This window comes from Pelatocladus sp. BLCC-F211 (assembly GCF_041928655.1).
In the GTDB taxonomy this organism is placed as follows: Bacteria; Cyanobacteriota; Cyanobacteriia; order Cyanobacteriales; family Nostocaceae; genus Pelatocladus.
Genome location: NZ_JBHFLM010000057.1, coordinates 66235 through 82120, shown reverse-complemented (window position 1 = coordinate 82120; position 15886 = coordinate 66235). Strand labels below are relative to the sequence as shown.

The 15886-nt window shown below is 38.5% G+C and carries 10 protein-coding genes; 7 read left to right on the top strand and 3 right to left on the bottom strand.

What is annotated here, in order from left to right:
- Window positions 1–111 precede the first annotated feature (111 nt).
- On the top strand, window positions 112–594 hold the full coding sequence (locus ACE1AT_RS06500; protein ID WP_374866482.1) for a cupin domain-containing protein: 483 nt from the start codon (window positions 112–114) through the stop codon (window positions 592–594).
- A gap of 292 nt (window positions 595–886) precedes the next feature.
- Here ACE1AT_RS06500 and ACE1AT_RS06495 read toward each other — a convergent pair whose 3' ends face one another.
- The gene (locus ACE1AT_RS06495) at window positions 887–2059 is read right to left on the bottom strand and encodes a substrate-binding domain-containing protein (protein WP_374866480.1); all 1173 of its coding nucleotides are present in this window, start codon (window positions 2057–2059) and stop codon (window positions 887–889) included.
- 207 nt (window positions 2060–2266) lie between these two features.
- On the bottom strand, window positions 2267–3883 hold the full coding sequence (locus ACE1AT_RS06490) for an iron uptake porin (RefSeq protein ID WP_374866478.1): 1617 nt from the start codon (window positions 3881–3883) through the stop codon (window positions 2267–2269).
- 572 nt (window positions 3884–4455) lie between these two features.
- Here ACE1AT_RS06490 and ACE1AT_RS06485 point away from each other — a divergent pair.
- The 6 genes from ACE1AT_RS06485 to ACE1AT_RS06460 all read left to right on the top strand — a co-directional run bounded on the left by ACE1AT_RS06485 (window position 4456) and on the right by ACE1AT_RS06460 (window position 14607).
- Window positions 4456–5925: a methyl-accepting chemotaxis protein gene (locus ACE1AT_RS06485; RefSeq protein WP_374866476.1), complete on the top strand. Its 1470-nt coding sequence runs from the start codon at window positions 4456–4458 to the stop codon at window positions 5923–5925.
- Window positions 5926–6780: 855 nt separating this feature from the next.
- Complete coding sequence (locus ACE1AT_RS06480; RefSeq protein WP_374866474.1) at window positions 6781–8613, top strand: methyl-accepting chemotaxis protein; 1833 nt, start codon at window positions 6781–6783, stop codon at window positions 8611–8613.
- Window positions 8614–8680: 67 nt separating this feature from the next.
- Entirely contained in the window at window positions 8681–11476 is a 2796-nt protein-coding gene (locus ACE1AT_RS06475) for an Hpt domain-containing protein (RefSeq protein WP_374866472.1), read from the top strand.
- 87 nt (window positions 11477–11563) lie between these two features.
- A complete protein-coding gene (locus ACE1AT_RS06470; RefSeq protein ID WP_374866470.1) occupies window positions 11564–12631 on the top strand; it encodes a chemotaxis response regulator protein-glutamate methylesterase in 1068 nt (355 codons plus the stop codon).
- Window positions 12632–12652: 21 nt separating this feature from the next.
- Window positions 12653–13501, top strand: coding sequence for a CheR family methyltransferase (locus ACE1AT_RS06465; RefSeq protein WP_374866468.1), 849 nt, complete (start codon window positions 12653–12655; stop codon window positions 13499–13501).
- A gap of 11 nt (window positions 13502–13512) precedes the next feature.
- Window positions 13513–14607, top strand: coding sequence for a chemotaxis protein CheW (locus ACE1AT_RS06460; RefSeq protein ID WP_374866466.1), 1095 nt, complete (start codon window positions 13513–13515; stop codon window positions 14605–14607).
- Window positions 14608–14623: 16 nt separating this feature from the next.
- On the opposite strand, the gene ACE1AT_RS06455 is transcribed toward ACE1AT_RS06460, so the two are convergent.
- Window positions 14624–15862 carry a response regulator gene (locus ACE1AT_RS06455; protein WP_374866464.1) on the bottom strand — a complete coding sequence of 413 codons (1239 nt, stop codon included), beginning with the start codon at window positions 15860–15862 and terminating at the stop codon, window positions 14624–14626.
- Window positions 15863–15886: the final 24 nt, after the last annotated feature.

Below are 15886 nucleotides of genomic sequence, written 5' to 3'. Positions count from 1 at the left end.
AAGTATTTCAGAATGAGCCAAGTTAGAAGTGTTAGGTTTTTGAAGTGATCGTTATAGAAATTTTCATAATACACAAGTTGAACATTAATATCCTTATTCAAGGAGTAAAATATGCAACCTCAAATTTCTTTAAATACAAAACTTCAGAATCAGTCTGTAGACAATAGTATAGAACCTCAACTGTTTCGGCTCAGAACCCAGCTTTTGAGCAAAGGAAGAAGTGACTATACATTGGCTAGTACTGATCTGATGAGTATCAGGATCAAATGTTATGCTAAAGGCGGAGAAAATGTTCTTCATGCTCACCCTGCTGAAGATCATGCCTTTGTCATCTTAGCTGGAGCAGCAAAGTTTTCAGGTAAGGAAGGTGAGGTTGCCATGCTTACCAGAAATCAAGGTATTTTGCTTCCCAAAGGCTGTTACTACAAGTTTGAAAGCTGTGGAGACGAACCTTTGGTCATGTTACGAGTAGGAGCGCAAAAAGAAAACCTTGAGATTAACCGTATTGGTCTTAATGGAAAATCATTACCTGGGAAATCTAAGGAAAACAAACACGAAGATGGTGTTCCAATTGAGGGATTTTATTACGAGTAATTGCCATTTAAAACAGAAAATCTTTAAACCTTGAAGGCAGTCCGAATAGTTCCTACAGAAGATGTTGTTATTGTGATCGTTGTGTTCTGGATTAGTGATAATAAATCAGCGAGGAGCAATGACAATATTATCTGTGAATTGCAATTGGTAAAAACGTTCTTTAATATGTGCAAAATTGGTGCGATCGCTAAACTCTGATCAATAACATACAAAGGAAGAACTAGTTATTGCACCATAACTAATTAAGAAAAGTTCTAACTATTTGTATGAATCTCTATCGGAGATGGAAATATCAGCGTAGAGGAACTAACCCTGCCTTTTCAACAATTTGCTGACCTTCTTTGGAAAGTAACATATTGACATAGGCTTCTCCAGCTAATTGGTCGATTGTACCATCCAGGCGATAGACGATAAACCGACGCCGAGCAAGAGGGTAAGAAGAATCCCTGAGTGCGGCAGTATTCATCTGCTTGCCATTATCTATAAAGGGTTGCACATATTCTTGGGAGTTAGCTTTAGCAATAGCAAGGGGGCGGATAGTTTGTTGACCCATGATGAGTGCATTTCCTCCAAAGGAAATACCCCCTGGAGTGGAAGACACCTTACGAATACCCTCAGTATAATCACGAACTATTTGTATGCTGGGACTGAGTTGGTCAATGTCTTTCCCAAGAAGCTCATTCAATACATTGGAAGCTTTAGGATCTCTAGTAAAAGGTACAATGGGCAGATTCGGTCCTCCCACCTGCTTCCAGTTGGTTATTTTGCCCTCATATATGTCTTGAAGTTGATCGACTGAAAGTCCTGGAATGGAGATATCTCGATGGGTAAAGACGACAAGTGCATCTAAAGCTACTGGTACTTGCTTTAGCCCAAAACCCCGCTCTTTAGCCTTTTTATATTGCTCTTCACTAAGAGATGCTGCGTACAGAGTCAAGCTCAGTTGACCATCGATCACCATACTTACACCTTTTTTACCACCAGGTTTTCCGTCTCTTGGTTCGGTGTAGCGGAGTTTAAAATTGGGGTGAGCCGCAGTCATGGCTTCGTGTAAGCCTTGAGCAGTCAACGCAGCAAAACTGGAACCACCACCGTAGTTAAATGTACCTTCCGGTACATTCGGCACATCTTTCATCGAATTGTAGAGTTTAACATCAGGGGGGATATTCTGATTGCTGCCATCAGAATTGACAACTCCGACACCATTAGGATTGTTCACACTGCTGGAACTTGAGAACAAAGAGTAGATTGACCCACTCACAAGCACAAACAACAAACCACAACCAAGCCAAATCATCCAAGGTGTAAACAGCCAATCTCCTAAAGATTTTGGCTTTAGTTTGGTATCCATATTGATGTTTTTTACCGGAACATCCAGTTTCTGACCGCATTTTAGACATTGTGTAGCTGTAATCGGATTTGTATCATAGCCACAATGCTTGCATACTATAAATTCATTATTCATGATTATTCTCCTAAGGTAGATGTTTATACTTACGGTATTGCACCCAGGAGACTACTGTTGTATTTTACAAAGTCTCAAAGTAGACACTTAAGTAGATTTATCAGAGCATTAACTTTTTGGCAACACAGCTTTTGCAGCGCAAGTGTAAAAAGTTATCAAGCGATCGCACCCCAGTTTTCGTAACTAGTTTTCGTAAATTTTTTCAGGTTAAAACTTGAAGGTGGTGCGGATTGTGCCAACCAAAATACTGTCGTTATTATCGTTGTGTTCTGGATTGGTAATCACAAACACACCAGGAGTTATAGAAATATTATCCGTAACTTGGAAGCGATAAAAACCTTCTATATGTAAAGAAGTATCCTGATCTTCTACCTGGCTACTTTCTATCACTTTTGGTGGCATACCAAAAACAATTCCAGCTAAATTACCTTTTCCTCCTAAATCAGGAAAAGCCAAAGTGACAGCGTAGTTTAAGATATCTGCATTATCATCACTAACTTCCGACTGGGCAAATGAGTAGGTTAACCAACCGGAAAGGGTAAATTTAGGACTGATGCGCCAGCTAGTTTCTAAACCAAGGGAATCTGCGGAAGTAGAAGCATTACCAAAAGGTCTGACAGCGTTGGTACTACCGGTACTACCTGTGAGGTTGACACCACTATTGCTACCTCCCGCATTGTAGGAGTGGACATAAGTCAAGCCTAGATTTAAATTTTTGATTGGCTCAAAAATGAATTGTGCCAAAGCGCCATAGTTACCGTTAAACAGTCCATTTTCACCACTAGGATCTTCAGGATCGCGAACCATATAGGCTAAATCGAGACTAGCGCGATCGCTAAACTGATAATTAAGTACTAACCCAGTGCTACCAACAGTTCGGTAGATCGGGTTAAATCGTCCAAAACGCGAAATACTACCAGTACCAGAACTTTCAAATGGACTTAGTGTTTCTACAAGGCTATTCAATTCTGTATTCGCAGCAGAAACTACGATTCTCGCTTTATCGCCCAAAGGAAAGTAATAATACAGGTCATCTAACACCAAATCGTTATCGTCATCACCGTCAAATCCTAAACGGGTCATCCTCGTACCTGTAACATTACCCTGAAACTCGGTAATATTTCTACCTTGCAAGCGGACTCGCAGACGGTCTTTACCGATAAAGCTGGTATCAAAATTCAGACGCACGCGATCCGCGAAGATGATATTATCTTGCAAATCTGGGTTGTTATTGGAATTATTGTCTCTATCAGCAGCGCGATCGCCAAAAACACTAGTTACAGCAAATATCGCTTCTGCATTGAGTTTTGTAGTGGTAGAAAACTGATTTGCTTCTATTTCAGTTGTGCGTGCTTCTAGCGCATCGACACGACCGCGCAGTGTTGCTAATTCTGCTGAGAACTCCTCTTGCAGTCTTTGCAGTGTGGCTAAATCCTCTTTCCTCACCAAATCACTTGTAGCGGTAGCAATGATTTCATTTACCCGATCTAAACAAGCATTCAAACCAGCAGCAAATTCGTATCGCGTCATGGGTCGATTACCCCGGTACGTACCATTAGGGTAGCCAGCGATACAACCATACCGTTCTACAAGGGATTGTAGTGCTTGAAATGCCCAGTCTGTGGGCTGTACATCAGATAATTGAGAAACAGAACTGACCTGCGCCTGCTCGCTTTGAGACAGTTCAGATACTACCGAAAATTCTGGCTGAACTTGTTCATTTGTAGATACTTCAGCTAAAACTGTTGAGGGTAACACAACAAAGCTTGCTACTATCACCGCAGGGCTAAGTAGCAAAGAATTTGACCAAACTCTAGATATCACTTCTTCACACCTAAGTAATCTATTTGATTTTATTTCTCAAGGGATAATAAGGGGATTAGGGACAAGGGAGACACGGGGAGGTGGGGAGGTTGGGGACAAATTCTCAGTTATCAGTTATCAAATTAAACTGTTAACTGATAACTGATAACTGATTCATGCCCAATGCCCTACACCCACCTTCAAGTCAGATGTTCAGACTGGCGGTATTGCACCCAGGGAATTCCTGCTGTATTGTAAAAATCTAACGGTAGGCACTTAAGTACATTTATCAGAGCATTACCCTTTTGGCAACACAACTGTAAAAATTACATAGAGAGCGATCGCATCGCCATAACGAAAGTCTATTACTTGAAGCGAGACATTGGTTATTGAGAAGTATTAAGACTGATAAATTTTATATTCATGTTTTTTTTGAGTTTGCTAGTTGAACCAATTCACTTTTGGTTATGAGGCAAATTTTTTGGTCTAATCTATAAAGATTTCTCTCAAAATAGTTAAGAGTGAATGAAGAAGCAAAACCAGGGTGCCACTTTTTATAAAAATCATATTTTTGTAGGTTTAGAGGCACAAAAATGACGCAAAAGCAAGTGCAACGCCCTTTAAAGGTCAACCAAATTGTACCTGTAGGTTTTGGTGTGGTTCTGATATTGACAGGTATTGTAACGACATTTTCTGAGATTTCTAGGGCGAAGTTAAGACAAATGCATAATCAGGAGGAGCGTACATATGAAATCAAGCTGCTATTAAACGAGTTGGAGAAAGATATCGTAGGTGCTGAGACCGGACAACGTGGATTTTTGCTCACTGGAAAAGAAAACTATCTACAAATCTATGCGACTGCACAAAACGATTTCAAAGAACATACTGAGCAATTAAAAAAGCTAGTAAATAGCAATCCATTCCAAAGCCAAAATACTAATCGATTTATACAATTAACTCAAACGAAATTTGCTGAATTAGAAGAAACTATTGGTTTCAAAAAAAATGGACAAGAACAAAAGATTTCTGCTGTATTAGCTTCCGATAAGAGTGAGCAAATTAGCAATGATATCAGAGCGACACTAGCTGGAATGGAACAACAAGAAAAGAGAGTTTTTGAGCAGCTAGAAAAGGCATCAGATCAGTTTCAGCTATTATCAAGTGTAATTAATTGGGGTGGATGGCTGGTTAGTGTTGGGGCTGGAATTTATATCTCGTTTTACGTCATTCGCCGCATCATGCAGCCAATCAACGAAGTCGCCTATGCAGTCGCGACTTCATCTGGAAACATTGCTACCAGCGTATTTGAGCAAGAACGTATCATTTTGCAACAATCTGCGTCCGTGAATCAAACTACTACTACTATCGATGAAGTCGGTACTTCAGCACTCCAGTCAGCCGAACAAGCAGAAAGCTCTGCAAACAGAGCTAAACAAGCATTAACTCTCGCTAAAGAAGGAAGTACAACAGTTGGGCTAACGATTGAAGGTATCTCGCAGTTAAGAGATCAGGTAATGGCGATCGCTTATCAAACTACACACTTGAGCGAACAGACTACTCAAATCTCTACAATTTCTGATTTAGTCGCAGAATTGGCAAATCAAACTAACATGTTAGCTTTGAATGCGGAAGTCGAAGCAGCTCGTGCAGGTGATCAAGGTAAAGGCTTTGCAGTGGTAGCTAGTGAGATTCGTAAACTGGCTGATCAAAGCCGCAAGTCAGCAGATCAAATTAATTCCCTGGTGAATCAAGTACAAGCAGCTATCAACTCTGCTGTGATGGTAACTGATCAAGGCACGAAGAAAGCAACAGAAGGTATCAAATTGACTCAAGAAACCGGTGAGGTATTCGCAAGTATTACTGACGCCGTCAACAAGGTATTTATCAACAACCAGCAAATTTTTCTTACTGCTAAACAACAGGCTGTTGCTGTACAACAAGTCGTATCAGCCGTAAATGATATCAACTCAGGAGCAAAAGAAACAGCCATTGGTATCACTATGGTTAAAAATGCTACTATCGACCTCAACAAAATCGTTCAGAATCTGAAAAATTTGGTGTAAAAATACGGTTACTCAAGAACAGGGAACTCTTAACAGGGAACTCTTAACGGGGAACGGGGAATGAAGAACAAAGAATAATGTGTGTAATTAATCCTGTCTAAGTACTTACCAATGACCAATGACCAATGACAAATGACCACTTTCTCCCAGGTTGATGTATAATCTGCGGAGTCTACCAATTTACCACAGATTTTGAAAGTAGCTTAAGTACTTGCATCTGTGGATTATCTGCCAAGGCTATTGGGAAAATCGGCACTTTGCGCCGATGTCATCCTTGTAATTTGGCACAGGTGCTTAAAATATCAAGTATTTGTTAAGACTGCTCGCTGGCTAATACTGACTAAACGAAAAACTTTAAATGTGTGCTTGCCTTTAAAACACAAATCATGAGTCAGTAATTATCCAGTTATCTGAAAATTCTCAGGGTGCTTTTTGGTTTACGTAGCAACCCAGTAAAACCTAATTCAGATAATTTACTAATACCTATCAAGTTGTGATGGGAAATATTTTACGGCAAATTCTGAGCATTTACAAACACAAACAAGAGTAAATTCCATTGATTTTTTCATAATATTTACCAAACACATCAAAATATAAATTCACGATGAATAGTAATAGGTAATTATAAATTAATTAAGTTCCTATTCCCTATTCCCTATTCCCTATTCCCTATTCCCTATTCCCTATTCCCTATTCCCTATTCCCTATTCCCTATTCCCTATTCCCTATTCCCGGTTTGATCTATCAAAAATCTCTACCTATCACTCATCAGCCATGTTTAGTAAAATTTTCAAAAAATTACCGAATCAATTAAAGCTTCAGGATCAATTTATCATATTGCTTGTTTTCAGCACTATGATTCCTGTCTCCATTGTGGGCTTGTATGGCATTTATGCTTCCAGTAACAGCCTATCAGAAATTGCAGAAAACAATATGGAGACTGAGTCAAGTAAAGAAGCTAATAAGATTAATAGCTTTCTCAATGGTGTGAGTGATGATGTTTTTTTCTTAAGCAAATCTCCCCAAATTCAAGGAATCATTCGAGCCAAAGAAAATGGTGGATTAGACGGACAAACTAATTTATCTTACAACGCCTGGGTTGGGCAATTACAAGCTAATTTTGTTGCCATGATGGAACAAAAGCCTCATTATATGAAACTCCGTTACATAGATGAAAATGGCAAAGAAGTGGTGCGAGTTGATGCCGATGGTTCTAAGAGCAAAGTTGTCCCCGAAGGCGAACTGCAACAACAGATAGATAGACAAATTTTTTCAGAAACGATGAAACTGTCATCTAACAATATATATGTTTCTCCTGTTAATCTCAACCAGGAAAACGGTGAGATTAAAAAACCTTATCAACCAACTATTAGTTATAGTATACCGATTCTGAATTCCTCTGGACAAAAAAAAGGAATGATCGTCGCTAACATATTTGCTGAGAAATTTATCAAAGATTTTAAAGAGGGTGATAATCAAAGGGGAAATGCAGAAAATATATATCAAGGTCAAGAAAATTTCATTGTTAATCAAGAAGGATTTTACATTTACCATCCTAATGCTGCAAAAGAGTGGGGATTTGAATTTCAAAAAAATGACAAATTAGATCAAGATTATTCTCCTAATGTAGCCAAAAAAATATTAGGCAGTGAAAAGGGATTTGTTGAGCAAGGAGACTATCTATTTGCATTCCGTCGCGTTGTTCCCAGTCCAAATCAGCCAGAATTTTTAGTAGTAATCAATAGAGTTCCCAAAAATAGTGTTTTTGCCACTGTCAATTCATTGAAAATTGTCACCATTTTGATTATTATTGTTTCTCTGGCTGTGGTGCTATCGTTGGGAATTTTCCGAACACGTCAAGTTGTACACCTGATCAAGCAATTAGTAAATGTCATATCTGCTTCTATTCAACAAACTTTTTCTGGCTTGGATCAGCAAGCACGTATAGCTGGACAGCAAGCAGCCTCGGTACATGAAACTACAACAACGATGGATGAGCTGGAAGCTTCTTGTCGCCAGTCAGCTCAACAAGCAAAATCAGCCACTACTGCTGCACAGCAGGCTCTCACAACCGCAGAAGATGGTAGCCAAGCTGTGAAAGAAACCCTTGAAAGTATGTTTATTCTCGAAAAGAAAGTAGTTGCGATCGCCGAACAAATTGTGCATCTCAGCGCCCAAGCTAGTCAAATTGCTAGTATTTCGCAAATTGTTTCTGACTTAGCAAATCAAACTAATATGTTGGCGCTCAATTCCTCTGTTGAAGCAGTCCGGGCTGGAGAATATGGAAAAGGCTTTGCTGTAGTCGCTAATGAAATTCGCAGATTATCTGATCAAAGTCAAAAATCTGCCGACAAGATTAATATCCTCGTTTCTAACATCCAAAAAGCTATTAATTCAACTGTCATGGTGACAGAAGAAGGTACCAAGATAGTGAAAACAGGAGTAGAAAAGGTTCAAAAATCAGATCAAGCTTTTGCTGGAGTAGCAGACGCAATTAATTATATGGTCGTGAATAATCAACAAATTTCACTCAATCTCAAGCAACAATTAGATGCGATTCAACAAGTTGTCCAAGCAATGGACAATATCAACAGAGGAGCCAAAGAAACTGCTACTGGTATCAATCAAACCAAACTTGGTACTGAACAACTCAGTGCAGTTGCTCTGACTCTCAAAGAGATCGTGTAGATGAGAACAAGGGGGACAAGGGAGATGGGGACAAGGGGGACAAGGGAGACAGAATGACCAATGACCAATGACCAATGACCAAACCATGTTTATAGAAGATGAAGAACTGCGGGAATTGTATAAAATTTCCAGTGAAGAAAATTTACAAAAACTGACAGATGGTTTACTGTATCTACAACAGCAATCAAAGGATGAAGCTGAAGCTACTTTAGAAAAGTTAGCAAGGATAGTCCATAGCCTTAAAGGTGACTCCAGAATTATTGGTGTAGAAGATGTAGTAACTCTCAGCGATCAGGTGGAGAAGATTCTCTTGAGTCTGAAACGCCAAGAAATGATTTTAACTCCAGAAGTTAGCGATCGCCTTTATTTAGGATTGGATGCGATCGGTTTGTTGGTATACGAAGCTGTGACCGGTGAAGCAACTGGGGTAGATACAGCTGATATACTCGAACAGTTAATGGTAGCTGTTGCAGAGTCGGAACCGCCAGAGCCAGAACAATTAGAACAAGTGCAACTAACTGTCAGCACGCAAGTATCAGTTGCACAAGAGAATCAATCTCCAACAAGCACTAATGAGTTAAAAGATCCGCCATCGCCTGTCTATGCAGCAAATAACAGCAATTCTCCGCAAGCAAAATTTTCTTTTATAGAAGACGAAGAACTTCGAGACATTTATCAAACTACTAGCGAAGAACGTTTGCAGAACCTGGTAGCAGGTATACTACACTTGCAAAAGCAACCACAAGATGAAGCCACTTTACAACAGTTGCTGCGAGAAGCTCATAGTTTAAAGGGAGATTCCCGCAGTTTAGGGGTAGAAAATGTAGTCACCCTCACCCATCAACTCGAAGAGATTTTGTTGGGAATCAAACGCCAAGAAATGATCTTAACTCCACAAATTAGCGATCGCCTTTATCAAGGATTGGATGCGATCGGTTTGTTGGTATACGAAGCGGTGACTGGTGAAGTCACAGGGGTGAATACAGTCGAAATCCTTGACAATTTAGTGGGAATTGTGGCCCCATCCACAACCCCGGAATCTTTACCACTTCTTCCTGAACTTTCACCACTTCCTACCCCAATTTCTGTCAAACCGGTTATTCAAGATTTACCTCCTCCCCCTTTAGGATCTAGTCAACCCTATCACATCGATACAATTCGGGTGCAAACTCTTCATTTAGACGCTTTAATTACACACACCGAGGAACTAACTCTTACTAAAAACGCCATAGCTCATACCGCCACTGCAATTGAGGAAATGACAAACCTATGGGAAGAGTGGAAAGCTTTTTATAACCAAACAAAAGTTGCTGAATCTTCATCATTAAACATTGATTCCTACACAGAACGCTTAGAAAAAACTATCTATTCTTTAAGAAATACAATTCAAGAACACAATACTAAATTAGACATTGTTACTGGAGAATTAAGAGACAAAATTCGTACCCTCCGACTTCTACCTCTATCCACCGTGTTTGATTTGCTTCCTCGCACCGTTCGAGATTTAGCCAAACAACAATCTAAACAAGTCGAATTAATGATCTCCGGTGGAGAAATCACCACAGATAAACGTATTCTCGAAGAAATTAAAGATCCTTTGATGCACATGATTCGTAATGCTATAGATCATGGCATTGAGACTCCCAGTGAGCGAGAAAAACTTGGCAAATCTCCCGTCGCCACTATTTGGTTGAAAGGCTATCAAATGGCTAACAAAATTGTCATCGAAGTAGCAGATGATGGACGGGGATTAAACATTGAGAAAATCAAACAAACCGCCTTCAAACGTGGATTGTACAGTTATAAAGAACTGGAAAACATGACTCCCAGTCAACTTCATGCTTTGATTTTGGCTCCTGGTTTTTCCACCCAAACTTTTATTACAGAAATTTCTGGTAGAGGAATCGGTTTAGATGTCGTACGGACAAGCATCGAACGACTTAAAGGTAATATTGAAATCGAATCAATCCCCACTCAAGGATGTACCTTCCGCATTCAGTTAAATACAAGTTTGGCGATTAACAATGTACTCCTATTTGAAGTTCAAGGTATTGTTCATGCTTTACCAGTTGAATTTGTACAGAGGACTTTATTTATCTCTCCCAAACAAATTTTGACGAATGAAGATTGCACAACTATTAACTTGGATAATCAAAGTATTTTGGTTGCGAATCTTGCTGATTTGCTGGAACTTTCCAATTCTCCTGCGTATGCTCAAGCTGCCAAATTTGAGCCACAAAACCAGACTCAACAACCTTGTATTTTAATCAAAGTAGGAGAAGAAGTATTTGGATTATTTGTCGATCGCCTCATGCAAACTCAAGAAGTGGTAATTAAACCTCAAACTCAGTTATTAAAACGGGTGCGTAATGTCAGTGGCGCTACAGTTCTCGGTTCTGGAGAAGTGTGCATGATTCTTAACCCCTCGGATTTGCTCAAATCTTTGCACCAGCAAACTACATCTGTAGTTTCTGCAAAACAAAGAAAAAGAGTAAAAACTAAACCAGTAATTCTGTTAGTAGAAGATTCCATTCCCGTTCGCACCCAAGAAAAACGGCTTTTGGAAAAAGCTGGATATGAAGTAGTGATCGCGGAAGATGGACTAGATGGTTATAACAAACTTCAAACTCGGAAATTTGACGCGATGATTTCTGATGTGGAAATGCCCAATCTTGATGGATTGTCATTGACTGCCAAAATACGTCAGCATCCAGAATATAAAACATTGCCGATTATTTTAGTGACAACCCTTGCTTCTGAGGCAGATAAAACCAGGGGCGCTGATGTCGGGGCTAATGCCTACATTATCAAAAGTAATTTTAATCAAGATGTTCTTTTAGAAATATTAGGAAGATTAGTTTGATTATATATATTGATAATTTTTCGTAGTTTGTTGTTTTGAATAACTAGCACCAAACACTACCAAAAACCAACCACCAATAACCAATCAATGCCAATTCGAGTTTTGTTAGTTGAAGATTCACAAATTGCTCTGGTACTTTTAAAAAGAATTTTGACCTCATCACCACAAATTGAGGTGGTTGGAGAAGCTTGCACTGGTTTAGAAGCTTTGGAATTGATTCCTAAAGTTGAACCTGATGTTATTTGTACAGATTTTCATATGCCTCACATGAATGGTTTAGAGTTGACAACTGAAGTCATGGCACTCTATCCACGACCAATTTTAGTAATTAGTGTTTCCGTACAAACAGATGATTCCAAAAATATTTTTCAGCTTTTAGAAGCGGGGGCTGTGGATATTTTTCCGAAGCCAACCATAGGATTAGCAGCAGATGATGAGGAATTTAAACAGGAGTTGATTAACAAGATAAAAATTCTCTCTGGGGTAAAAGTATTTCGCAAAAAGCGCAAACTGGATACAAAAACACAGAATTTTCAAGCAGCAAAAATAGCTGCTTTATCTTCTAAATCTTTAGCTAAACCAAAATTAGTAGCGATTGGAGCATCTACAGGTGGTCCCCAAGCCTTGAAAGAAATATTCACTAAATTACCATTAGATTTTCCCTTACCAGTGATTTGTGTACAACATATTTATCTTGGTTTTTTACAAGGATTAATTGATTGGTTAGCTGTTGATTGTCGATTATCAATTCAAATTGCTCAACTAGGGGACACACCAAAACCAGGGAGAATTTATTTCCCACCAGAACAACAGCATTTAGAACTTGATCAAAGGGGTAGATTTCTTTACTCTGACTCACCACCAGTAGCAGGACATCGCCCGTCAGTGACAGTAACATTTGCATCTGTTGCCAAATTTTATGGTCAAGCATGTGTGGGAATCTTGTTAACTGGAATGGGTAGAGATGGAGCAGAGGGAATGCAGGCGATCGCTCAAGCTGGCGGTTTTACCATCGCTCAAGATGAAGCTTCTTCTGTGGTTTTTGGAATGCCAAAAGTAGCAGTTGAGTTAGGAGCCGCGCAACAAGTTTTACCAATTCAGGCGATCGCGCCAAAGTTGCTGGCTCTGTTGCAAAACAATTTTCTTGAATTGTGAAGAGAATAATTAGGAGTCAAAGTGTCAGAAGCAGAGACTTTAAGTGTAGAGCTAACAAAGGCGTTTATCCGATTAATTGCCAAGCATACCGGAATCAAAATTCGAGAGCGCGATCGAGGAAATTTAATCCAAAAAATATTTTTGCGTATGAAAACTCTCAAAATATTATACCCAGAAATATATTATAAAGTCTTAGCATCTTCTACTATATATAGCTACCTAGAATGGCAAAAGTTTATTGCAATTTTAACAAATACTGAAAGTTACTTTTTTAGAGACAAGGGGCAATTTAAATTATTACGAAATAAGATTCTTCCCGAAATAATTCAACGCAAACAGAATTACAAAACTATTCGTATTTGTAGCGCTGGATGTTCCACAGGTGATGAGCCTTATTCGATTGCTATTCTTTTAAAAGAATTGATTCCCAATTTAGAGGAATGGCATGTGATCATTCTGGGTTTAGATATCAACAAAGAAGCATTGAAAAAAGCAAGAGAAGGAATTTATACAGCTTGGTCATTAAGAAGCCTGGATACAAAAACAATCCAGAAGTATTTTATAAATTCTAACAATAATTATTACCTAGATGAACAAATAAAAAAAATGGTCAAGTTTCAATATACAAATTTAGTCAAAGATTTGTTTATTCATCCATATTCCGATTTCCGAGATATGGATTTAGTTATTTGTCGGAATGTGTTTATTTATTTTGAGCCTACAGTAATTGCTAAAATTTTAGAAAAATTTTATCATACTCTCCAACCATTAGGGTATTTAATTACAGGGCATACAGAACTTTGTAATCAAAATCTCAGTAATTTTCAGACAAAACTATTTCCAGAATCTCTTGTTTATATTAAAAAGTAAATCCTCAAAAAATGAAGAAAAATCTGTATCTCACTTTTAGCTTAAATAACTATCTCTACGGCATTGACACGGTTTATGTAGAAGAAATTTTCAATCTCCCAGAGTTGACAATAATTCCAGAACTTCCTCATGGAATAATTGGTTTCGTCAATCTCCGAGAGAAGATTTTGCCAGTTCTGGATTTGAATTTGAAATTGGGCTATCTGTCACCAGATTATCGCTTGACAGATAGTATAGTAGTTTTAAAGTATGAAGAATTACGACTAGGTATTCTTGTTAATCAAATTCATGAAATTAGAGAAATCTCTTTAGAGGAAATTGCTACTGAACTTAATGATCAACGAGAATTAGTAGTAGATGAACAAAGAAATATTATTAATGGTGTTGCCCATTTTCCAGATGAGATTTTAATCTTAAGTCATCCCAATAATTGGTTCTACGTTGACGAGACAGAACAAATTGTGTCTTTGCAAAACTATCTGCAACAGGATATTTTAGATAATTCTCATCTAGACGAAGGTCAAACGCACGATTCCGAGTTTTTACTGCTACAAAAGTCTATATTTTGCCCGAATGCAACTTTAGAAGAAAGAAAAGTTTTTAAACAAAGAGCAGATAATCTCAGACTTTCGGCAAAAACTCAGGATTTTAAGAACTTTAAAACTTTAGCGGTTATTACTTTAAATGACCATCTTTTTGGTGTTGATTTAGAGATGGTGCGGGAGTTTACTGATATTTATCATGTGACTCCTATTCCTTGTTGTCCATCACATATCGTCGGTAACATGAATCTGCGAGGTGAGATACTTACCCTAATTGATCTGTGTGGATTACTATTAAATGTGCCATCAAAAGGTGTGATTGTTGGTTCTAAAGCAATGGTGATCGAAGTTGAGGGTATAGTTGCTGGTGTGATAGTTGAAGAAATTTACGATGTGATGTTTTCTCTGAACTTACAAAAAGTAACAGCAATACCAACTACAATCAATTCAATTAATGCTCAATTTTGTCAAGGTGCTGCTCCCTATCAGGAAAAAATTATGAGCATTCTGGATATACCTAAAATTTTCCTGAAGGGTGGCTTAATTGTTGATGAAGCAGTTTGATTCATCTTTTTAGTTTTTAATTGTTTGACCCGATATACTTCTGCACAATCTGTAATAATTCTTCTGGCTGTGGTGGTTTACCTAAAAATTCAGTAGCACCGACTAACATCGCATGGGCCCGATCAATAGGGGTATTCCGTTCTGTCAGAAAAATAATTGGTGTATTCCTAAAAGTGGGAGTATCGCGCAAAAATTTACAGATGCTATAACCATCAGCATTCGGTAGGAGCAAGTCTAACAAGATTAAATCAGGCTTGTGTTCGATGAGTTGAGAAAATCCTCGCATCGGCTCCGGAATGCTCAACATTTGATATCCGGCGGGGATCAATATTTTTCTTAAAGCGTAAGCCAACACTGGGCTATCATCAATGCAAGCAATTAAAGGTTGTTTATGAGTAGATTTATCAATAGATTCCTGAACAGATTTCTGAACAGATTCCTGAGCAGATTTTTGAACAGATGTAATAGATTCATTTTCTAATGAGAGGGGCGTTGCTGCTACTACTTTTTTTATAATTGGTAATGGTAAATCTGGAATCTTCTGGAGTTCTAATATACCCTTATCAACCCAAGGTATCAAAGAGAGAGCCACATCTGTCACTGATTTTTCTTGCTCTAAGGCAATATCCCATAGGGTAAAATCACTGTTGAAATACTTCTTTTCGGAAACAGAGATGACTTGAGAATCTACCGTTGAGATCAAAACTGGGGCGAGACTGGGGCTAAGGTGATCTAAACCAGCAGCTTGCCATTTTTGTTGTGTATTTGTTGCTTTGGTGAAAACTGATAGTATTTCCCAAGAAGACAAGGCTATCAGTTGGGGTAAATCAAATATATCTTTTTGAGTAGGTGTCCAGTTATTTTTTAGGTCTTTATAGTTACTTATTTCAAAAAAACATTCTTGAACAATACTACGAATTACTAACTTGGTTTGGATGGCACTCAATTGCCTTTGGCTAATTCCTTGAGCAAGGAGGTAACATTCCCAAGATTGATTTTCGTTGGACAATACAGAAGACTCAACATTCCACTGCCAATTCGGGCAATGCTGCTTTAAAGCTCTATTCCAGCGTCTGACAGGATGCATCCCACCTGTGGCATAGACCAACTTCCCGCCATTAAAGTAAAGATTCCAAACGACTGTATGGTTGTATAAGATGAGTACTCCGTTACTACCATTTTTACTTAGATTGTCTAATTCTTCAGTTAGCCTTGTTAGTATCATTTGTGGCAATTCTGCTCTGCTCGCAATCATTATGCCGTAGCTTGCACCCTTTTA